The sequence below is a fragment of the Streptosporangiales bacterium genome, from assembly GCA_009379825.1.
Lineage (GTDB): Bacteria > Actinomycetota > Actinomycetes > Streptosporangiales > WHST01 > WHST01.
In genome coordinates this window covers 1-19,287 of record WHTA01000095.1, presented here as the reverse complement: position 1 = coordinate 19,287, position 19,287 = coordinate 1, and the positions used below count along the sequence as shown (strand labels likewise).

Sequence of the window (19,287 nt, the reverse complement as noted above, 5' to 3'; positions counted from 1 at the left end):
GCGGCACCGTGCAGGACGGACCCGTTGCGGGCGGTTACCGGGTCACCGCACAGCTACCGTCGACGACCTCGAGGAGCAGGCGATGACCATCCGGGTGCTACTCGTGGACGACCAGGAGCTGGTGCGTGCCGGCTTCCGGGTGCTGGTGGACTCCGCCGACGACCTCGAGGTGGTCGGCGAGGCGAGCAACGGCGCTGAAGCCGTCGAGCTAGCCAGGAGCCGGCGCGCGGACATCGTGCTGATGGACATCAGGATGCCGGTGCTGGACGGGCTGGAGGCGACCAGGAAGATCGCCGCCGACGACACCCTCGCCGGGGTGCGCGTGCTGGTGCTGACCACGTTCGAGATCGACGACTACGTCGTACCGGCCTTGCGTGCCGGTGCCAGCGGTTTCCTGGTGAAGAACGCGAAACCGGCCGTGCTGCTGGACGCGATCCGTACGGTGGCGGCCGGCGAGGCGCTGCTCTCCCCCGGCGCGACGAAGGCGGTGATCAGCAAGTTCCTCGAGCTGCCGGCAACGGACGCGCACGCGGCCGAGCGGCTCTCTGTCCTCACCGAGCGCGAGCGCGAGGTGCTGCAACAGGTAGGCCACGGCAAGTCCAACGACGAGATCGCCGAGGACCTGGTGCTCAGCCCGTTGACGGTGAAGACCCACCTCAGCCGCATCCTCACCAAGACCGGTGCACGCGACCGCGCCCAGCTGGTGGTGCTCGCCTACGAGACCGGCCTGGTCCGTCCCGGGCACCACACCTGAGGCGGGACCTTCAGGGGCTCACTGCGGCGGCGACGATCCTCGGCAGCACCTCGCTGATCCGGGTGCGCAACACCGCGTCGGCGAGGTCGTCGTACGGGGTGGGCTCGGCGTTCAGCACGACCAATTTGGCCGACGAGCCCATCGCTATGTCGCAAAGGCCGGCGGCCGGGTGGACGGTCAGCGAGCTGCCGACGGCCAGGAACACCCGGGCGCTGGCGGCCGCCGCGAACGCCTGCCGCCACACCCGCTGGTCGAGCTCCTGACCGAACGAGATGGTCGCCGACTTCAGCATGCCGCCGCACTCCGCGCACGGCGGGTCGTCCTCGCCGGCCTCGACCCGGTCGAGGACCGGCCGCATGCCGAACCTGGCACCGCAGTCCAGGCACTCCACCTCGTGGATCGTGCCGTGCACCTCGATCACCCGGCCGGCGCTGTTGCCGGCCGCCTGGTGCAGGCCGTCGATGTTCTGCGTGACGACGGCCACCAGACGACCGGCGTGCTCGAGCTCGACCAGCGCCCGGTGGCCGTCGTTGGGCTCCGCGGCCCACGCGGCATGCCGCAGCCTGCCCTGCCAGGCGCGGCGTCGTACGTCCGGGTCGGTGATGTACGACTGCAGCGTGGACAGCTCCTGTGCGGCGGGATCCTGCCGCCACACGCCCTGCGGCCCGCGGAAGTCGGGGATGCCGGAGTCGGTGGAGATGCCCGCACCGGTGAGCACCGTAACCTCGCGGGCCTCCACCAGCCACTCGCTGACCCGCCGCTCCACGTCGGTCACCGGGTCGGAAGTCATCCGGTCGGCCCTCGCCTCAGCGTGCGAAGACCGGGGTGACGGTCGCCCGGGCGAGCGTGTGGAAGTGCATGTTGAACCCGACGACGGCCGGCGTCGCGTCGGAGTCCAGGCCGAGCGACTCCACGTCCAGGGCGTGCACGGTGAAGACGTAGCGGTGCGCCGGGTCGCCCTCGGGCGGCGCGGCACCACCGAACTCCTTCTTGCCGAAGTCGCTGCGCGCGTGCGTCGCGCTTGTCGGCAGCCCCTCCATGTCACCGGTGCCCGCGCCGGCCGGCAGCTCGGTCACGCTGGCCGGGATGTCGAACAGGACCCAGTGCCAGAACCCGCTGCCGGTCGGGGCATCCGGGTCGAAGCAGGTCACCGCGTAGCTCTTCGTCCCGTCCGGCGCGCCCTGCCAGGCCAGGTGCGGTGACACGTTCTCGCCGCTGAGCTGCTGCTGACTGGACAGCGTCTGCCCGTCGGTGAAGTCGTCGCTGCGCACCTCGAAGGTGGGCACCTCGGGCAGCCACTCGTACGGCAGCTGCGCCCGCTTCCCGTCCGTCATTCGTACCTCCGCGTCGTCGAGACGGATTGGATCTTGCGTCCCCCTAGGTCTACCAGCTCGTGAACAGCGGCATGCCTTCCGCATAGCCGGCGCCGCTCTGCACGCCCACCACCGCCCGGTCGTGCAGCTCGTCGAGCGTCCGCGCGCCGGCGTACGTGCAGGCGCTGCGCAGCCCGGCGACGATGCTGTCGAGCAGGTCCTCGACGCCTGGCCGCTCCGGGTCGATGTACATGCGCGCGCTGGAGATGCCCTCCTCGAACAGCGCCTTCTTCGCCCGGTCGAACGGCGACTCCTCCGAGGTCCTGCTGCGCACCGCGCGGGCGGACGCCATGCCGAAGCTCTCCTTGTACATCCGGCCGTCGTTCGACTCGTGGAAGTCGCCCGGCGACTCGTGCGTGCCGGCGAACCACGACCCGACCATCACGTTCGACGCCCCGGCCGCGAGCGCGAGTGCGACGTCGCGCGGGTGCCGCACACCACCGTCCGCCCACACATGCCTGCCCGTCTCGCGCGCGGCGGCGGCACACTCGTACACCGCGGAGAACTGCGGGCGGCCGACGCCGGTGCGCATCCTCGTGGTGCACATGGCGCCGGGCCCGACGCCGACCTTCACGATGTCCGCGCCGGCCGCGACCAGGTCGTGCACCCCGTCGGCGGTCACCACGTTGCCACCGACGAGCGGCACCGCGGGCGCGAGGGCACGCACGGTCTCGAGCGCCTCGATCATCTTCTCCTGGTGCCCGTGCGCCGTGTCGATCACCAGGCAGTCGACACCGGCCGCGAGCAGGGCGCCCGCGCGCTCCGCCACGTCCCCGCCAACACCCATCGCGGCGGCGACGCGCAGCCGGCCGGACGCGTCCAGCGCCGGCTCGTACAGCGCGGACCGCAGCGCGCCCTTCCGCGTCAGCAGCCCGACCAGCCGGCCGGACGGGTCGACGACCGGGGCCAGCCTGCGGTGCGCGGAGTGCATGGTCTCGAACGCCCGGCGCGGCTCGATGCCCTCGGGTACGGTCAGCAGCTCCGCGGACATCAGCTCGGTGAGCTGGGTGAACCTGTCCACGCCTGCGCAGTCGGCCTGCGTGACCACGCCGACCGGAGCGCCCGCGCCGTCGACCACGACCGCCGCGCCGTGCGCCCGCTTCGGCAGGAGCGCGAGCGCGTCGCTGACCGTGGCGTGCGGGTCGAGGGTCACCGGTGTCTCGTAGACGGGGTGGCGCTGCTTCACCCAGCCGACCACCTCGCTGACCACCTCCACCGGGATGTCCTGCGGGATCACGGCCACCGCACCGCGGCGGGCCACGGTCTCGGCCATCCGCCGGCCGGAGATCGCTGTCATGTTCGCAACGACCACGGGGATGGTCGCGCCGGTGCCGTCGGTGGTAGCGAGGTCGACGTCGAACCTGGAGCCGACCGACGAGCGGCTCGGCGCCATGAAGACGTCGTCGTAGGTCAGGTCCTGGCCGGGCTTACTGCCGTTGATGAATCGCACGATGCAAGGATCATACGGGCCTGACGCTGCGCCAACCCATTCGCCACCGGGTGCCGGCACCTGCCAAGATGCCCCCATGGATCTTGGACTCGCTGGTCGGGTGTACATCGTCACGGGCGGCACCAAGGGGCTCGGCCGTGCGACGGCCGAGGCGCTCGTCGCCGACGGTGCCCGCGTCGTCGTCTCGTCCCGCTCCGAGGAGCACGTGCGCGAGACGGTGACCGAGCTGGGCGCGGAGAACGCCACCGGCCTGGTCGTCGACAACGCCGACCCGGCGAGCCCGCGGCAGCTGGTCGACGCCGCGTACGACGCGTACGGCCGGCTCGACGGCCTGCTGGTCAGCGTGGGCGGGCCGCCGGCCGGCCCGGTGAGCAACATGACCGACGAGCAGTGGCAGCAGGCGTTCGACTCGGTGTTCCTCGGTGCCGTACGGCTGGCGACCACCGTCGCCGGCCGGCTGACCGACGGCGGCTCCATCGCCCTCGTGCTCTCCACCTCCGTCCGCGCCCCGATCCCACAGCTGTCCATCTCCAACGGCCTGCGGCCCGGCCTCGCCATGGTCGCGAAGACGCTCTCCGACGAGCTCGGCGACCGCGGGGTGCGGGTGAACAGCCTGATGCCCGGCCGCATCGACACGGAGCGTGCCAGGGAGCTCGACGCCGCGACCGGTGACGCGGCGGCGGCCCGCAAGGAGCGGTCCGCCGGCATCCCGCTGCGCAGGTACGGCACACCCGAGGAGTTCGGTCGGGTCGCCGCTTTCGTCCTCTCTCCTGCCGCATCGTACATGACCGGCAGCGTGTTGGCGGTCGACGGTGGCGCACTACGAGCACTCTGAACCACCCCAGCTGCGCCCTCGGCGAAGACGCCCCCCGCCCGCTAGCCAACTACGCCGGGCTGTTCGACGCGCCCGCCGTGCGGGGCTTCGTCGCGTTCGGGCTGCTCGGCCGGATGGCGATCGCCATGCTGTCGCTCGGCATCGTGCTGATGATCGCCGGGCTGACCGGGTCGTACGGGACCGCGGGTCTGATCGCCGGGGTCTCCGTGCTCGCCGGTGCCGCGGGCGCCCCGCTGCTCGGCCGGCTCGCCGACAGGTACGGCCAGGGCAGGGTGGTCACCCTCGCCGTGCCCGTGCACTGCGTCGGGCTGGTCGGCCTGGCCGGCAGCGCCGTGCTCGGCGCGCCCACCTGGGTGCTCGGCGTGTGGGCGGTGGTGACCGGCGGCTGCTATCCGCCGGTCGGCCCGTTCGTCCGGGCGCGGTGGGCGCACCGGCTGTCCGGCTCGCCGAAGCTCAACAGCGCGTACGCCCTCGAGTCGGTGTTCGACGAGCTGCTGTTCGTCACCGGGCCGGTGCTCGTCACCCTGCTCGCCACCCGGGTGCACGCGACCGCGGGCCTGGCCGCGGCGCTCGTGGTGACCGTCGTGGGCGGCATCGGGTTCGTCCGCCAGCGCGCCACCGACCCGCCGCCGCAGGTCAGGGACGGCCGCAGCGGGTTCGCGCTGCGGCAGCCTGTGGTGTTCCTGGTTACCCTCGTGACGCTGACGGCGGGCGTCTCGCTCGGCGCACTCGACGTGGCCGTGGTCGCGTTCACCGACGCGTCCGGCGTGCCGTGGGCGGCCGGCCTGGTGCTCGCGCTGTTCGCGGCGGGCAGTGCCGCCGGCGGGCTGACCTACGGCGCGCTGCCGCTGCGGGTGGACCCGCTGGCCAGAGTCGTCGCGACCGGCACCCTGCTCGGTGTGGCGTTCCTGCCGCTGGCGTTCCTGTCCTCCATCGGCCTGGTCGCCGCGTTCGCGTTCGTCAGCGGGGTAGCGATCGCGCCGCTGATCGTGTCGTGCACGACGCTGGTGGAGCGGGTGCAGAAGGACACCCTCACCGAGTCGCTGACCTGGGTGACCACCGGCATCCTCGTCGGCGTCGCCGTCGGTTCCTGGCTGGCCGGCAGGGTCGCCGACCTGACCGCCGGCAGCGGCGGCTTCCTCGTGGTGACGCCGGCGGCCGTCCTCGCCGCCGCGGTGACCTGGCTGACCGCCCTCGTGCTCCGCCGACGCTGACACCCGCCGGCGTCAGACCGGGATCGAGTCGTCGGCCTGGCTGGCAAACTGGGTGTGGTACAGGTCCGCGTAGAGGCCGCCGGCGGCCAGCAGCTGGTCGTGCCTGCCGCGTTCCACCACTCGGCCGTCGTCGAGCACGAGGATCAGGTCGGCGTGGCGCACGGTGGAGAGCCGGTGGGCGATGACCAGCGACGTACGCCCGGCCAGGGCCGTGTTCAGGGCCCGCTGCACCGCCACCTCGGACTCGGAGTCGAGGTGCGCCGTCGCCTCGTCGAGCACCACCACCGACGGCGCCTTCAGCAGCAGCCGGGCGATCGCCAGCCGCTGCTTCTCCCCGCCGGACAGCCGGTAGCCGCGCTCCCCGACGACGGTGTCCAGCCCGTCGGGCAGGCCGCGCACCAGGTCGCCGATGTGCGCGTCGTCCAGCGCGTGCCAGATCTCGTCGTCGGTGGCGTCCGCCCGCGCGTACTCCAGGTTCGCGCGCACAGTGTCGTGGAACATGTGCGAGTCCTGCGTGACCACCCCGACCACGTCGCGCAGATCGGCCAGGCGCACGTCGCGCACGTCCTGCCCGCCGACGCGCACCGCGCCGTCCTGCACGTCGTACATCCGCGGCACCAGGTGCGAGATCGTGGTCTTGCCGGCGCCGGACGGGCCGACGAGCGCGACCAGGTGCCCGGCCTCGGCGCGGAAGCTGACGTCGAAGAGCACCTGCTTCTCCGGCCGCTGGTCGAGCGTCGCCACCGACTCCAGCGACGCCAGCGAGATCTCGTCGGCCGTCGGGTACCTGAAGTCGACGTGGTCGAACTCGATGGTGGTCGCCTCTTCCCTGGTGAGCGACCTGGCGGCCGGCCGGTCGTCCACCGCGGGCTCCAGGTCGAGCACCTCGAACACCCGGTCGAAGGACACCAGCGCGGTCATCACGTCCACGTTCACGTTCGAGAGCGCGGTCAGCGGGCCGTACAACCTGGTCAGGTACGCGGTCATCGCGACGACGGTGCCGACGTCGAGCAGCCCGCGCACGGCCTCGATCCCGCCCCAGCCGTAGACCAGCGCGGTGGCGAGCGCCGCGATGAGGGTCAGCGCCGCCATGAAGAAGCTGCCGTACACCGCCTGCGTGACGCCGATGTCGCGCACCCGGCCGGCCCGCCCCTGGAACGCGTTGTCCTCGCGGTCGTGCTGGCCGAACAGCTTCACCAGCATCGCGCCCGCGACGTTCAGCCGCTCGGTCATCAGGGTGTTCATCTCGGCGTTGAGGTCGTAAGACTCCCTGGTGATCGCCTGCAGCTTCCGGCCGAAGTACCGCGCCGGCAGCAGGAACAGCGGCAGCAACAGCAGCGCGGTGAGCGTGATCTGCCAGGACAGGAAGAACATCGCGACCAGCGTGACGGTGACGCTGATCAGGTTGCTGACCACGTTCGCCAGCGTGGTCGTGAACGCGCGCTGTGCGCCGAGCACGTCGTTGTTCAGCCGGGAGATGAGCGCACCCGTCTGGGTGCGGGTGAAGAACGCGATCGGCATCCGCTGGATGTGCGCGAACACCTGCGCGCGCATGTCGTAGATCAGGCCCTCGCCGATCCGCGCGGCGATCCACCGCTGCACCACCATGGCGCCCGACGTGAGCACGGCGATGCCGGCCACGACCAGCGCGAGCACGACGATCAGGGGGATGTCCTTGCCGAGGATGCCCTTGTTGATGATCTCCCTGAACAGCAGCGGGTTCGCGGCGCCCAGGGCCGCGGAGACCCCGAGGATGAGGACCAGGACGGTGACCTGCCGCCAGTACGGCCGCGCGAACGCGCCGATCCTGCGGATCGTCTCCTTGCTGATCTTCTCCTTGGTGACGGACCGGTCCCTGGACATGCTGCGCATGCCCGTCCACCCAGGTTGTCCGCCGGGCATCATCACGAGCGTTCTCCGTCCAACGCGGGCGATTACACGATTACATCCACACCCGAAGAACGCTCCGCCCGCACACATTCTTCCGTACGCGGCCACGGTAGACCGACGGATCACCACCGGCCGTGGCGACCGCCTACTCGTTTTTCCTGCCGTCGGCACCTCCGTTCCCGGCCGTCGGTCGTCGGTGGTGGCTGACTCAGTGCGCGCCCGCCCGGCGGCGGGTCGCGCCGCCGCGACTGCGCAAGGTCACCCCGGACTCGTGCAGCACCCGGTTCACGAACCCGTACGACCGCTGCACAGCAGCCGCGATCGACCGGATCGACTCCCCATTCTCGTACCTCCGCCTGATCTCGGCGGTGATCTGCTCGCGGTCGGCACCGCTGATTCGCATGCCCTTCCTTACGTTGGCCACGCTTCCTCCCTCGTAGGAACGGTGGTCACTCACCTTCATGATCACGCGGCACCTGGGGAGATGTCAGTGGTTCGGCGAAACTCTTCTGCCGCCACCTGACAAGTCGAGCGGGGCGCCGCGGCGCGGCTTGCGCACAGCGTGACCGTGCCTACCGAGCGGGATCGGCGACGCCCGGCACCGTGACCATCAGCTCAGCGATACCAGCTCGAGGTAGCTCTCGTTCCACAGGTCCTCGTCGCCGTCGGGCAGCAGCAGCACCCGGTCCGGCTTCAGCGCCTCGACGGCGCCCTCGTCGTGCGTGACGAGCACGATCGCGCCCGGGTAGTGGTGGATGGCGCTCAGCACCTCCTCCCGGCTGGCCGGGTCGAGGTTGTTCGTCGGCTCGTCGAGCAGCAGGACGTTCGCGCTCGACACCACCAGCCGCGACAGCGTCAGCCGGGTCTTCTCCCCGCCGGACAACGTGCGGGTGGGCTGGTCCACGGTGTCGCCGGTGAACAGGAACGAGCCGAGCACCCGCCGCAGCTCGGTGTCGCTCATCGCCGGCGCGACGTCGCGCATGGTCTGCAGCACCGACGCGTCCGGCTGCAGCGTCTCGTGCTCCTGCGCGTAGTAGCCGAGCCGCAGGCCGTGCCCGGCGTCGACGGTGCCGGTGTCCGGCTCCTCCTGGCCGCCGAGCAGCCGCAGCAACGTGGTCTTGCCGGCGCCGTTCAGGCCGAGCACCACGACCCTGCTGCCCCGGTCGATCGCCAGGTCGACGTCGGTGAAGACCTCGAGCGACCCGTACGACTTGGACAGGCCGCGCGCGGTCAGCGGCGTGCGGCCGCACGCCGCGGGTTCCGGCAGCCGCAGCTTCGCCACCCGGTCGGCGCGGCGCTCCTCCTCCAGCCCGGCGAGCATGCGGTGTGCGCGGCGTTCCATGTTCTGCGCGGCACGCGCCTTCGTCGCCTTGTAGCGCATCCGGTCGGCCTGGGCCTGCAACCTGGACGCCTTCTGCTCCGCGTTCGCGCGCTCCCTGCGCCGCCGCCGTTCGTCGGTCTCCCGCTGCTCCAGGTACGCCGTCCAGCCGAGGCTGTACAGGTCGAGCACCGTGCGGTTGGCGTCCAGGTGGAACACCTTGTTCACCACCACGTCGAGCAGGGCGGTGTCGTGGCTGATGACCACCAGCCCGCCCCGTACGGACTTGAGATGGTCGCGCAGCCACAGGATCGAGTCGGCGTCGAGGTGGTTGGTCGGCTCGTCGAGCAGCAGCGACTCCGCGTCGCCGAACAGGATCCTGGCCAGCTCCACCCGCCGCCGCTGGCCGCCGGACAACGTGGCCAGTGGCTGGCCGAGCACCCGCTCGGGCAGGCCGAGGCTCGCCGCCATCGAGGCCGCCTCCGACTCGGCGGCGTAGCCGCCGCCGGCGAGGAACTGGGCCTCCAGCCGCGCGTGCTTGCGCATGGCGTCGTCGCGGGTGCGGCCGGTGCCCGAGGCTATCCGCTCCTCGTTCGCGCGCATCCGGCGCAGCACCTCGTCCAGACCGCGGGCGGACAGGATGCGGTCGCGGGCGAGGACGTCCAGGTCGCCGGTACGCGGGTCCTGCGGCAGGTAGCCCACCGCGCCGGTGCGGGTGACGCTGCCGGACGCCGGGATCCCCTCGCCGGCGAGCACCTTGGCCAGCGTGGTCTTGCCGGCGCCGTTGCGGCCGACCAGGCCGACCCTGTCGCCGGGCGCGACACGGAACGAGGCCTGGTCGAGCAGCAGCCGGGAGCCGGCGCGCAGCGTCAGGTCGGTAGCAACGATCATGAGTGGGTGTGCTTCCTTGGTCGAGGTCGGTTTGCGGTGGGCGAAACCGGCCGCCGACTCGCCTCGCTAGGCGTCACGGCGACCCCGGGGCAGGGTCAATCGACCATCAGGTGAAACACGCCGGCCATGTTACCCGGTCGCGCGCCGGCACCGCGACACGGTTATATGGGGTCGTGCAGACAGCGCGTATCCACGGTGCGGCCGACGTCCGTCTCGGCGACGAGCCGGTACCGACCCCAGCAGCCGGCGAGAGCCTCGTCCAGATCACGGCGGTCGGCCTGTGCGGCTCCGACCTGCACTGGTACGCCGAGGGCGGGATCGGCAGCATCGCGCTCGACCGCCCGCTGGTGGCCGGGCACGAGCTGGCCGGCGTGGTCACCGGCGGTGAGCTGGACGGCACGCTGGTCGCCGTCGACCCGGCCATCCCCTGCGAGCAGTGCGCGCAGTGCCACCGCGGCCACCGCAACCTGTGCCCGCAGGTGGTGTTCGCCGGACAGAGCCCGTGCGACGGCGGGCTGCGGGAGTACCTGGCCTGGCCAACGCACCTGCTGTTCCCGCTGCCCGACCCGCTCACCGCGACCGACGGCGCGATGCTCGAGCCGCTCGGCGTCGCGCTGCACGCGCTCGACCTCGGGCACGTCGCCGTCGGCACGACGGTGACGGTGGTGGGCTGCGGTCCCGTCGGCCTGTTGCTCGCGCAGGTGGCCCGGCTGGCCGGCGCGACCACCGTGTACGCGGTGGAGCCGCTGCCGCACCGGCGCGCAGCGGCGCAGCGACTCGGCGTGGACCTCGCCGTCGCGCCCGGCGAGCCGCTGCCGGCGGAGACGGACGTGACGTTCGAGATCGCCGGGCCGGGCGAGGCGGTCGAGCTGGCGATCCGGGCCACCAGGCCGGGCGGGCGCGTGGTGCTCGGCGGCATCCCGTCCGACGACCGCACCGCGTTCACCGCCTCGGCGGGCCGCCGCAAGGGCCTCACGCTCGCGCTGGCCAGGCGGATGAACGACGCCTACCCGCGCGCCATCGACCTGGTCGCGAAGGGGCTGGTCGACGTCCGGTCGCTGGTCAGCCACGAGTTCCCGCTCGCCGAGGTGGCGAAGGCGTTCCGGACGGCGGACGCCCGCGACGGCCTGAAGGTCGTGGTGCACCCCGACAGGTAGCGCCTCACCCCCGGCCGCCCGGGCATCGGTCAATCCGGCGGTTCCTCGTCGTCGGCGGGTTCCGGCGGCAGCACGGTGGGCCGCAGCTTCGCCCACAGCGCGAAGCCCGCGGCGAGCAGCAGCATGGGGATGCCGGACCAGAGGTTCACGTTGACTTCCAGCGGGTCACCGCTCGCGGTCGTCTTCGTCGAGCTGCCGAACAGGCCCATCAGCGTCACCACCAGGCCGAAGATGCCCATCAGCAGCGCGATGATCACCCGCAGGTCGAACAGTCCCGCAGTACGCCTTGCTGTCATCGTTCCACCTCACCAGAAGATCACGTTCAGGACGACGGCGATGACGAGCACCCCGACGCCGAGGACTACGGGCTTGCGGTACCACGCGTCGTCGCCCGGATGCGCCTCGCCCTTCAGCGTGTGCCGCGGCGTCAGCGACCACACCAGGCCGACCAGCTCCGCGTTGGGCTTCGGCTTCGTCACCAGCGTGACGAGCACGCTCATCACGATGTCGACCACGAACGCCGCGATCGCCGCGACGAAGCTCGGCCCCTGCCCGGACATGGTCAGCACGCCGAACGCGACCAGCCGGTCCACGGTGATCGCCGCCAATGTGCCTGCCACCAGGCCGAAACCACCGGCCATCGGCGTCATCCGCTTCCAGAACATGCCGAGCAGGAAGGTCGCGAACAGCGGCGCGTTGAAGAAGCTGAACAACGTCTGGAGGTAGTCCATGATGTTGTTGTAGCCAGCGGCGATGAACGCGGTGAGGATCGCGATCAGGCAGCCGCAGACGGTCGCGATCCTGCCCACCCTCAGGTAGTAGTCGTCCGGCTTGTCCTTGACGATGTACGCCTGCCAGATGTCGTACGTGAACACCGTGTTAAACGAGCTCACGTTGGCCGCCATGCCCGCCATGAACGCAGCGACCAGACCCGCGATGGCGACACCGAGCATGCCGTTGGGCAGCAGGTCGCGCAGCAGCAGCTCAAGCGCGTTGTTGTACGTCACCTCGCCGCCGGCGTAGTCCGGGTTCTCCGCGACCTTCGCCTTGTACTCGGCGAGCTCCGGCGAGATGACGGCGGCCAGCATGCCGGGGATGGCCACCACGAGCACCACGAAGCTCTTGTAGTACGCCCCGATCAGCGGAGTACGCCGAGCCGCGGACATGTTCTTCGCCGACAGGGCACGCTGGACCTCGGCGAAGTTCGTCGTCCAGTAGCCGAACGAGAGCACGAAGCCGAGGCCGAACACGATGCCGAGCACAGAGAGCACCGGGTCGGCGATACCGGTGAGGTTGGTGCCCGGCCACGAGGACAGCTGCAGTGCCGCGTCCGGGCTGTTGGCGGTGATCTTCGCGACCAGGCCGTCGTAGCCGCCCACCTTGTGCAGGCCGACGAACGTCACAGGCAGCAGCAGCGCCATGATGACGAAGAACTGCATCACCTCGTTGTAGATGGCCGCGGACAACCCGCCGAGCGCCGTGTAGACCAACACGATCAGCGCCGCCACCACGATCGACACCGACGTCGGCCAGCCGACCAGGATGTTGACCACCGTGGAGAGTGCGTACAGGTTCACGCCCGCGATCAGCACCTACGCGGCGGCGAAGCTGAGACCGTTCACCAGGTGCGCGAACCGGCCGAACCGGCGGAGCATGAACTCGGGGACGCTGCGCACCTTGGAGCCGTAGTAGAACGGCATCATGACCAGGCCGAGGAAGACCATGGCCGGTATCGCGCCGATCCAGAAGTAGTGCACCGTGGGGATGCCGTACGCCGCGCCGTTCGCCGTCATGCCGAACAGCTCGACCGCCCCGATGTTGGCGGAGATGAACGCCAGACCAGTGACCCACGCCGGCATCGACCGCCCGGACAGGAAGAAGTCCAGGCTGGACGACACCGAGCGCCTGGCCACCAGGCCGATGCCGAGGACGAAGACGAAGTAGATCCCCACCAGCAGGTAGTCGACCGGGGCCGCGCCGAGTCGCAGGCTGGACTCCGCGAGCACGTGCATGATTACCCTTCAGGCAAGAGACGCTGCAAAGATTTGCCTTTTGCGCAGAGGGCACCGTAACAGCAGCGATCACGAACGGCGAACTATCGACGCCGGACAGTCACGAAGATCACCGCACGTGGCTTGTCACCCGGGGTGATCCGTATGCACGGACCGCCCCACTCCCAAATCCGCGCGGCCGCTGGTCAACCACCCCGGGCAGCTAGCCGTCTTGCGTACGGGGTCCAAACCTCGGCGTGTGCACCTTGTCCACCACACCCCTCGGGCACACGGCGAGCGGGTGCGGTAGTTGGCTGCCCCAACCAGCTACCGCACCCATCCCCCGTCTACCCGCCCGCGCAGCACCGCCACACCAGGTGCGGTGGAGAACGGCAGCAGGTCGGCGGTCGAGTCCGGGGTACGGCACTGCACCTGCACCCAGTCCGCGAACCGGTACGGCCGGTGGTCGAGCACGGCCCCGAGGTGCCGCCGCAGCCGGGACATCTCCGCCCGCACCGTCACGGTGCGGTCCGCGTGGCCGAACAGCTGGCCGGCGAGCTCCGCGGCGGTCCGTCCCTCCGGCGCGGCGGCGAGCAACAGCAGCAGCTCCGCGTGCCGCGGGCTCAGCTGGTGCTCCCAGGTACCTGACGTGCCGCTGACCGTGAGCCGCCAGTGCCGCGGCCCGCGCAGGTCGAGCACCACCCGGCTCGGCGTCGCGGTCTCCGCCTCGGTCGGCCGGATCAACCAGCCGCCGGGCAACGGCTCCAGGTGGCACTCCCCGAACGCCGGCAGCCAGGTGCTGCGTTCGTCCACGCTCTGTGGCAGCAGCACCCGGTCGACCGGCGCCAGGCCGGACGCCGCCGCGACCCAGCCGTGCGCGTCGGTCACCAGCGCCTTGCCTTCGATCCTCGCCAGCACGGGTGCGGCGACCGCGCGCAGCCTGGCCAGGTCGTCGTGGTGCGCGCTGCGCAGCTGGCTCTCGGCCAGCCGGCACACCGCCTCGACGAGCGCCAGCGTGCTGGCGTGCACCGTGCGGGCCGGGCCGCTGACGTCCACCACGCCGAGCAGCGTGCCGTCGCGCGGGTCACGTACGGGCGCGGCGGCGCACGTCCAGGCGTGGTGGGTGCGGACGAAATGCTCGGCCGAGTAGACCTGCACCGGCCGGCGTACGACGGCGGCGGTGCCGATCGCGTTGGTGCCGACCGCGCACTCCGCCCAGCTGGCGCCCTCGACGAAGCCCAGCCGGTCCGCGCCCAGCTTCACCGACGTGCTGCCCTCGCGCCACAGCACCCGGCTGTCCCTGTCGACCACGACCATGATGTGCGCCGCGTCGTCGGCGACCTTCAGCAGACCGTCGCGCAGCACCGGCAGCAGCTCGGTGAGGTGCGACGTACGGCGGCGGCGTTCGACCTCCTCGCGGGCCAGCGGCACGGCGTCGCCGCCGCGGTCGGGATCCACACCCTGGTCGAGCACCCGGTGCCACGACTCGGAGATCAACGGCCGCACGATCGCCCCGATGGGCTCGCCGGCCAGCGCGGCTTCGTGCACGCGTGCCAGCGCACGCGCGTGGCGGACCGGGTCGGCGCCGACCGGGACCGCGGCTTCGAGACGTGCTGCTGATGCCACCGAACCTCCTGGGTCCGCTGGCACCAGTCTGCGTCAGGAGCGCAAGATCAAGATAGTCCCGCTAGGTCAGCGCCTCCCTTACCGAGGGGGGTGCCTCCATGTGCACCATGTGCCCGGCGTCCGGTACGACGGTCACCTTCGCGTCCGGCCGTGCCCGCCGGACGTTCTCCGCGTGCGCCGCCGGCAGGATCTGGTCCGCCGCGCCCCACACCACGGTGACCGGCACCGACAGCTGTGTCAGCGTGGCCACCGTGTCGATGCGTTGCCGGTCACCGTCGAGCAGGGTGTCGACCAGCCGGTGCAACGCCGCGTCGACGCCGTCCAGGCGCTTGTACTTCAGCAGGTCGTCCACCAGCTGCCTGGTCACCTGCCCGGAGTCGGCGAACAGCCGGCCCACCAACGGTTTCAGGTCGCGGCGCGACTGCGCCCCGGCGAAGCCGCGCAGGTACTCCGCGTCCGCCTCGGTGCCGCACCCGGCCGGCGCCACGAGGGTCAGCGACGCCACCCTTTCCGGCGCCTGCGCGGCCGCCGCGGCGATGACGGCACCACCCAGGGAGTGCCCGACCAGGTGCGCGCGCCCGGTCCCGGCTGCGTCCAGGAAGCCGAGCACTACTTCGGCGAGCGTGGCCAGCGACCCGTCGCCGACGTCCTTGCTCGACGCGCCGTGCCCTGGCAGGTCGACGGCGTGCACGACGTGCTTCGCCGCCAGCGGCTCCTGGACGAACAGCCAGGAGTTCGCGTCACCGCCGTACCCGTGCACGAGCACGACGGTCTCGCCCTCCTCGCCTGCGGTCACGTACGAGAGGGTGCGGCCGGCGACCTCCACGGTCGAGACGACCGGTCCCTCGTCGACCGCAAGCGTGCCCGCCGCGACCTCCTCCGCGGCCGCGGCGGCCGCCGCGTCGATCTCGCTGTCCGGCACGTCCGCCGGTGCCACCAGCGCGATGGTGGCGCTGACCGGCACGTCCGCGCCGACGTCGGCCACGAACCTGCGCACCACGCCGGCATCGGCGGCCTCCAGCGTGCCGGCGATCTTCTCCGTCTCGATGTCCGCCAGCTCGGTGCCGGCGGCGACCTCGTCGCCCTCGGCCACCAGCCACTCGATGACCTTGCCGTGCGTCATCGACAGGCCCCACTTGGGCATGGTGACCTTGTGGATCTCGCCCATCGGCTCACCGCTTCCAGTCGAGCACGGTCTTCACCGCGCCCACGACCCGCTGCGGGCCAGGAATGTAGAGGTCCTCGAGCGCGTCGCTGAACGGCACCGGCGTGTGCGGCGCGGTCACCAGCTCGATCGGCCCGCGCAGCGCGCCGAACGCTTTCGCGGCCACCATCGCCGAGACGTCCGCGGCCATGCCGCACCGCGGCGTCGCCTCGTCCACGACGACCAGCCGGCCGGTGTTCTCCACGCTCTCCAGCACGGTGTCCTCGTCGAGCGGGCTGGTGGTGCGCAGGTCGACGACCTCCGCCTCCACGCCGCTGTTCGCGAGCTCGTCCGCGGCCTCGGACGCGACGTGCACCATCCGGCCGAGCGCCACGACCGTCACGTCACCGCCGTCCCTGACCACGTTCGCCTCGCCGAACGGCAGCGCGTAGCTGTCCTCTGGCACGTCGCCTGTCATGTCGTACAGCGCCTTGTGCTCGCAGAAGATCACCGGGTCGTCGTCCCTGATCGCCTGGATCATCAACCCCTTCGCGTCGTACGGCGTCGCCGGCATCGCGACCTTCAGCCCTGGCACACTGGTGAACAGCGTGTACAGCGACTGCGAGTGTTGCGCCGCCGCACGCAGGCCGGCGCCGTACATGGTGCGGATGACGACCGGCGTCACGGCCTTCCCGCCGAACATGTACCTGAACTTCGCGGCCTGGTTGAAGATCTGGTCGAAGCAGACGCCCATGAAGTCGATGAACATCAGCTCAGCGACCGGTCGCATGCCGCGGGTGGCCGCGCCGATGGCGGCACCGATGAACGCCGACTCGGAGATCGGTGTGTCGAGCACCCGGCCCGGGTACTTGTGGTACAGCCCCTTGGTGACGCCGAGCACGCCACCCCAGGCGTCCATGTCGCCGTGCGCGCCCTCGCCGCCGGCATTGTCCTCCCCCATCACGATGACACTCTCGTCGCGGGCCATCTCCTGCGCCAACGCCTCGTTGAGGGCCTCTCGGTAACTGATGCTGCGTGCCATGGCCTTCTCCTCGTCGTCGGCAGGGTCAGTACTTCACGTAGACGTCGGTCTCGAGGTCCGCAGCCGTGGGCTTCGGCGCCTGCTTCGCCTCGGCGACGGCCGCGTCGATGAGCGCGGCCACCTCCGCGTCGATCGCGTCCAGCCGGTCCGCGCCGAGCAGGCCGGTCTCCGTGACCCGGTTACGGAACCGCGTCAGGCAATCGAGCCGCGCCTTCGCCTCGGCGACCTCGTCGCCGCGGTACGCCTGCTGGTCGCCCTCGAAGTGCCCGTAGTAGCGGGTGAACTTCACCTCGAGCAGCGTCGGCCCGCCGCCACCGCGGGCCCGTGCGACCGCCTCGCCGGCGGCCTCGTGCACGGCGAAGAAGTCGAAGCCGTCCACGATCACGCCGGGCATGCCGAACGCCGCGGCCCGGTCCGCGATGTTGTCCGACGCCACCGACCAGGTGCTCGCCGTGGTCTCCGCGTACCCGTTGTTCTCCGCGACGAAGACGACCGGCAGGTTCCACACCGACGCGAGGTTGAGCGCCTCGAGCGTGGTGCCCTGGTTGCTCGCGCCGTCGCCGAAGAACGTCACGCCCACACCGCCGGTGCCCTGCAGCTTCGCCGCAAGCGCCGTGCCGCAGATCAGCGGCGGGCCGCCGCCGACGATGCCGTTGGCGCCGAGCATCCCGCGGTTCAGGTCGGCGATGTGCATGGAGCCGCCCTTGCCGTGGCAGGCACCGGTCTTCTTGCCGTAGATCTCCGCCATCATCGACTTCACGTCGACACCCTTCGCGATGCAGTGGCCGTGCCCGCGGTGGGTGCTGGCGATGGCATCGCACCCGTCCAGGTGCAGGCACACCCCGGTCGCGGACGCCTCCTCGCCCGCGTACAGGTGCACGAAGCCGGGGATATCGCCGGTGGCGAACTCCTCGTGCACACGGTCCTCGAACCCGCGGATGGTGCGCATGATCCGGTACGCGTCGAGCAGGTCGTCGGCGCCTAGCTCGCCGGCGCCCGCTTCTGGCAGTGTCTGGGTCATGGTGGTCTCCTTCGTTGTCAGCGCATGACGATGCCGCCGTCGATGACGACGGACTGACCGGTCATGTAGTCGGAGTCGTGGCTGGCGAGGTACGACACGAACGCGGCGACGTCCGCAGGCTCCTGCACGCGGCCGAGCGCGATCGACCTGCTGCTCCGCTGCAGCGCCTCGCCCTTCGCCGTGCCGAGGTACGGACCCATCTGTTCGTCGATGAGGTCCCACATGTCGGTGCCGACGATGCCCGGGCAGTACGCGTTCACCGTGATGCCGCGCTTGGCCAGCTCCTTGGCCGCCGTCTGGGTGAGCGCCACCACCCCGAACTTCGTCGCCGAGTAGTGCCCGAGCAGCTCGTACCCGGCATGCCCGGCGATGGACGCGGCGTTGACGATCTTGCCGCCACCGCCCTGGGCGATGAACCGCTCCGCGGCCGCCTGGATCGCGTACACGACGCCGAACACGTTCACCGCGAAGAGCCGCTCCAGGTCGTCCGGCCGGATGTCGAGCAGCGACCGCACCTGGGCGATGCCGGCGTTGGCCACCATCACGTCCAGCCGGCCGAGCTCGGCGACGGCGTCGGCCACCAGCCGGAACACCGCATCGCGGTCGCTGGCGTCCGCCGGTAGCGCCACCGCCCTGCCGCCGGCCGTCTGGATCTCCGCCGCGACGTCCTTCGCGCGCTGTTCGTCCAGGTCGTTCACGGCGACCGCGAGGCCGTCGGACGCCAGCCGCAGGGCAATGCCCCTGCCGATACCGCGGCCGGCCCCCGTCACGATCGCAACCCGGTTCTCCTCGCTCAGTGCCTGCACGCGACCGCCTCCTCGCTTACTCCGGCGGGCGCCGCGGGGGCGCTCCAAGCCGGTACGGCCGCATCGCGGCCCCCACCTCCGGCGCGCTCGTCGGCTCTTTCGCTCATCCGCTCGCTCCTCTCCGGACGAGCCCGCGTGCGGCCGCCGCGGCCAGCACAGCGGGCACGTCCACACAGCGCGGCCCGTCGCCGCGCAGCCGGACCCGTGGGGTGTTCCCGCCGTCGAACTCGATCTCGCGCTCGCCGTCCACGGCGAGCACGCCGTGCGGCGCGGTGATCCTGATCTCCTCGCCGACCGCGAGCCGCCGCCACGCCTGCACGCCCACCGGCGTGACGAGACCGGGCGCGATCGGCGCCTGCACGACGTAGCGCGCGGTCGAGACCGGGGCGAACAGCACCGCGACGCCGGTGCGTTCGCTGCGCGGGCTGCGGCAGACCAGACCCGCGACCGAGGAGAGGCCCACAGCATCCGGCTCGGCGAAGGTGCAGAACAGCTCGGTCAGCGTGGCCGGGTCCCACAGCGCCCGCGCACCGACGTGCCGTGCCGTGGACACGCAGACGTCCACGAGCGCCAGCTCGGTGCGGTCGCCCGCGCGCACCTCGAGCGCGGTCGCGCGCCGTACGGCCTCCTGCGGGTCCACCGCGCCGACGGCGAGCAGCCCGGCCGCGAGCCCGGCCACCGTCGCCTCCCTGATGACGGGGAAGGCGTTGTTGGTGCCCGTCGACAGCGCGAGCAACGGGGTCTCGCCGCAGGCGGCCGCGGCCACCCGCGCGGT

The 19,287-nt window shown here is 71.5% G+C and carries 17 protein-coding genes and 1 pseudogene; 4 read left to right on the top strand and 14 right to left on the bottom strand.

What is annotated here, in order from left to right; genetic code table 11:
- Nucleotides 1-82: 82 nt before the first annotated feature.
- Entirely contained in the window at nt 83-754 is a 672-nt protein-coding gene (locus GEV07_27590; protein MQA06321.1) for a response regulator, read from the top strand.
- A 10-nt stretch (nt 755-764) separates the two neighbouring features.
- On the opposite strand, the gene GEV07_27585 is transcribed toward GEV07_27590, so the two are convergent.
- Genes GEV07_27585 through GEV07_27575 form a run of 3 tightly spaced genes read right to left on the bottom strand, consistent with a single transcriptional unit; the run spans nt 765 to nt 3,577 of the window.
- Nucleotides 765-1,544, bottom strand: a complete 780-nt coding sequence (locus GEV07_27585) for an NAD-dependent deacetylase (GenBank protein ID MQA06320.1) — start codon at nt 1,542-1,544, stop codon at nt 765-767.
- 16 nt (nt 1,545-1,560) lie between these two features.
- On the bottom strand, nt 1,561-2,088 hold the full coding sequence (locus GEV07_27580) for a YbhB/YbcL family Raf kinase inhibitor-like protein (protein ID MQA06319.1): 528 nt from the start codon (nt 2,086-2,088) through the stop codon (nt 1,561-1,563).
- A gap of 49 nt (nt 2,089-2,137) precedes the next feature.
- Nucleotides 2,138-3,577, bottom strand: a complete 1,440-nt coding sequence (locus tag GEV07_27575) for a GuaB1 family IMP dehydrogenase-related protein (GenBank protein MQA06318.1) — start codon at nt 3,575-3,577, stop codon at nt 2,138-2,140.
- Between the two features lie 76 nt (nt 3,578-3,653).
- On the opposite strand from GEV07_27575, the gene GEV07_27570 reads away from it, so the two are divergent.
- Nucleotides 3,654-4,412, top strand: a complete 759-nt coding sequence (locus tag GEV07_27570) for an SDR family oxidoreductase (GenBank protein MQA06317.1) — start codon at nt 3,654-3,656, stop codon at nt 4,410-4,412.
- A 77-nt stretch (nt 4,413-4,489) separates the two neighbouring features.
- Complete coding sequence (locus tag GEV07_27565) at nt 4,490-5,626, top strand: MFS transporter (protein ID MQA06316.1); 1,137 nt, start codon at nt 4,490-4,492, stop codon at nt 5,624-5,626.
- 12 nt (nt 5,627-5,638) lie between these two features.
- Here GEV07_27565 and GEV07_27560 read toward each other — a convergent pair whose 3' ends face one another.
- From GEV07_27560 to GEV07_27550, 3 genes are all read right to left on the bottom strand, one after another.
- Nucleotides 5,639-7,531, bottom strand: coding sequence for an ATP-binding cassette domain-containing protein (locus GEV07_27560; GenBank protein MQA06315.1), 1,893 nt, complete (start codon nt 7,529-7,531; stop codon nt 5,639-5,641).
- A gap of 193 nt (nt 7,532-7,724) precedes the next feature.
- Nucleotides 7,725-7,940, bottom strand: a complete 216-nt coding sequence (locus GEV07_27555; GenBank protein ID MQA06314.1) for a hypothetical protein — start codon at nt 7,938-7,940, stop codon at nt 7,725-7,727.
- A 186-nt stretch (nt 7,941-8,126) separates the two neighbouring features.
- Nucleotides 8,127-9,725, bottom strand: a complete 1,599-nt coding sequence (locus GEV07_27550; protein ID MQA06313.1) for an ATP-binding cassette domain-containing protein — start codon at nt 9,723-9,725, stop codon at nt 8,127-8,129.
- Nucleotides 9,726-9,898: 173 nt separating this feature from the next.
- Between GEV07_27550 and GEV07_27545 the strand changes: the two genes are divergently transcribed.
- Nucleotides 9,899-10,882 carry an alcohol dehydrogenase catalytic domain-containing protein gene (locus GEV07_27545; GenBank protein ID MQA06312.1) on the top strand — a complete coding sequence of 328 codons (984 nt, stop codon included), beginning with the start codon at nt 9,899-9,901 and terminating at the stop codon, nt 10,880-10,882.
- A 29-nt stretch (nt 10,883-10,911) separates the two neighbouring features.
- Here the strand turns inward: GEV07_27545 and GEV07_27540 are convergent, their stop codons facing one another.
- The 8 genes and pseudogenes from GEV07_27540 to GEV07_27505 all read right to left on the bottom strand — a co-directional run.
- Nucleotides 10,912-11,178: a hypothetical protein gene (locus GEV07_27540; GenBank protein ID MQA06311.1), complete on the bottom strand. Its 267-nt coding sequence runs from the start codon at nt 11,176-11,178 to the stop codon at nt 10,912-10,914.
- Nucleotides 11,179-11,187: 9 nt separating this feature from the next.
- A pseudogene (locus GEV07_27535) lies at nt 11,188-12,894 on the bottom strand (sodium/solute symporter).
- A 306-nt stretch (nt 12,895-13,200) separates the two neighbouring features.
- Nucleotides 13,201-14,421, bottom strand: coding sequence for a GAF domain-containing protein (locus GEV07_27530; protein ID MQA06310.1), 1,221 nt, complete (start codon nt 14,419-14,421; stop codon nt 13,201-13,203).
- Between the two features lie 139 nt (nt 14,422-14,560).
- Complete coding sequence (locus GEV07_27525) at nt 14,561-15,667, bottom strand: acetoin dehydrogenase dihydrolipoyllysine-residue acetyltransferase subunit (protein ID MQA06309.1); 1,107 nt, start codon at nt 15,665-15,667, stop codon at nt 14,561-14,563.
- Between the two features lie 4 nt (nt 15,668-15,671).
- A complete protein-coding gene (locus tag GEV07_27520) occupies nt 15,672-16,685 on the bottom strand; it encodes an alpha-ketoacid dehydrogenase subunit beta (protein MQA06308.1) in 1,014 nt (337 codons plus the stop codon).
- A 25-nt stretch (nt 16,686-16,710) separates the two neighbouring features.
- Nucleotides 16,711-17,706, bottom strand: a complete 996-nt coding sequence (locus GEV07_27515; protein MQA06307.1) for an ABC transporter substrate-binding protein — start codon at nt 17,704-17,706, stop codon at nt 16,711-16,713.
- A gap of 17 nt (nt 17,707-17,723) precedes the next feature.
- A complete protein-coding gene (locus GEV07_27510; GenBank protein MQA06306.1) occupies nt 17,724-18,503 on the bottom strand; it encodes an acetoin reductase in 780 nt (259 codons plus the stop codon).
- Nucleotides 18,504-18,615: 112 nt separating this feature from the next.
- Nucleotides 18,616-19,287 (bottom strand): ATP-NAD kinase (locus GEV07_27505; protein ID MQA06305.1); only part of this gene is annotated, 672 nt, incomplete at its 5' end.

Excerpts from the sequence above, each read along its gene's own strand:
- GEV07_27590 (MQA06321.1), top strand. The coding sequence starts at position 83 with ATGACCATCCGGGTGCTACTCGTGGACGACCAGGAGCTGGTGCGTGCC.
- GEV07_27585 (MQA06320.1), bottom strand. The coding sequence starts at position 1,544 with ATGACTTCCGACCCGGTGACCGACGTGGAGCGGCGGGTCAGCGAGTGG.
- GEV07_27580 (MQA06319.1), bottom strand. The coding sequence starts at position 2,088 with ATGACGGACGGGAAGCGGGCGCAGCTGCCGTACGAGTGGCTGCCCGAG.
- GEV07_27570 (MQA06317.1), top strand. The coding sequence starts at position 3,654 with ATGGATCTTGGACTCGCTGGTCGGGTGTACATCGTCACGGGCGGCACC.
- GEV07_27560 (MQA06315.1), bottom strand. The coding sequence starts at position 7,531 with ATGATGCCCGGCGGACAACCTGGGTGGACGGGCATGCGCAGCATGTCC.
- GEV07_27550 (MQA06313.1), bottom strand. The coding sequence starts at position 9,725 with ATGATCGTTGCTACCGACCTGACGCTGCGCGCCGGCTCCCGGCTGCTG.
- GEV07_27540 (MQA06311.1), bottom strand. The coding sequence starts at position 11,178 with ATGACAGCAAGGCGTACTGCGGGACTGTTCGACCTGCGGGTGATCATC.
- GEV07_27525 (MQA06309.1), bottom strand. The coding sequence starts at position 15,667 with ATGGGCGAGATCCACAAGGTCACCATGCCCAAGTGGGGCCTGTCGATG.
- GEV07_27520 (MQA06308.1), bottom strand. The coding sequence starts at position 16,685 with ATGGCACGCAGCATCAGTTACCGAGAGGCCCTCAACGAGGCGTTGGCG.
- GEV07_27515 (MQA06307.1), bottom strand. The coding sequence starts at position 17,706 with ATGACCCAGACACTGCCAGAAGCGGGCGCCGGCGAGCTAGGCGCCGAC.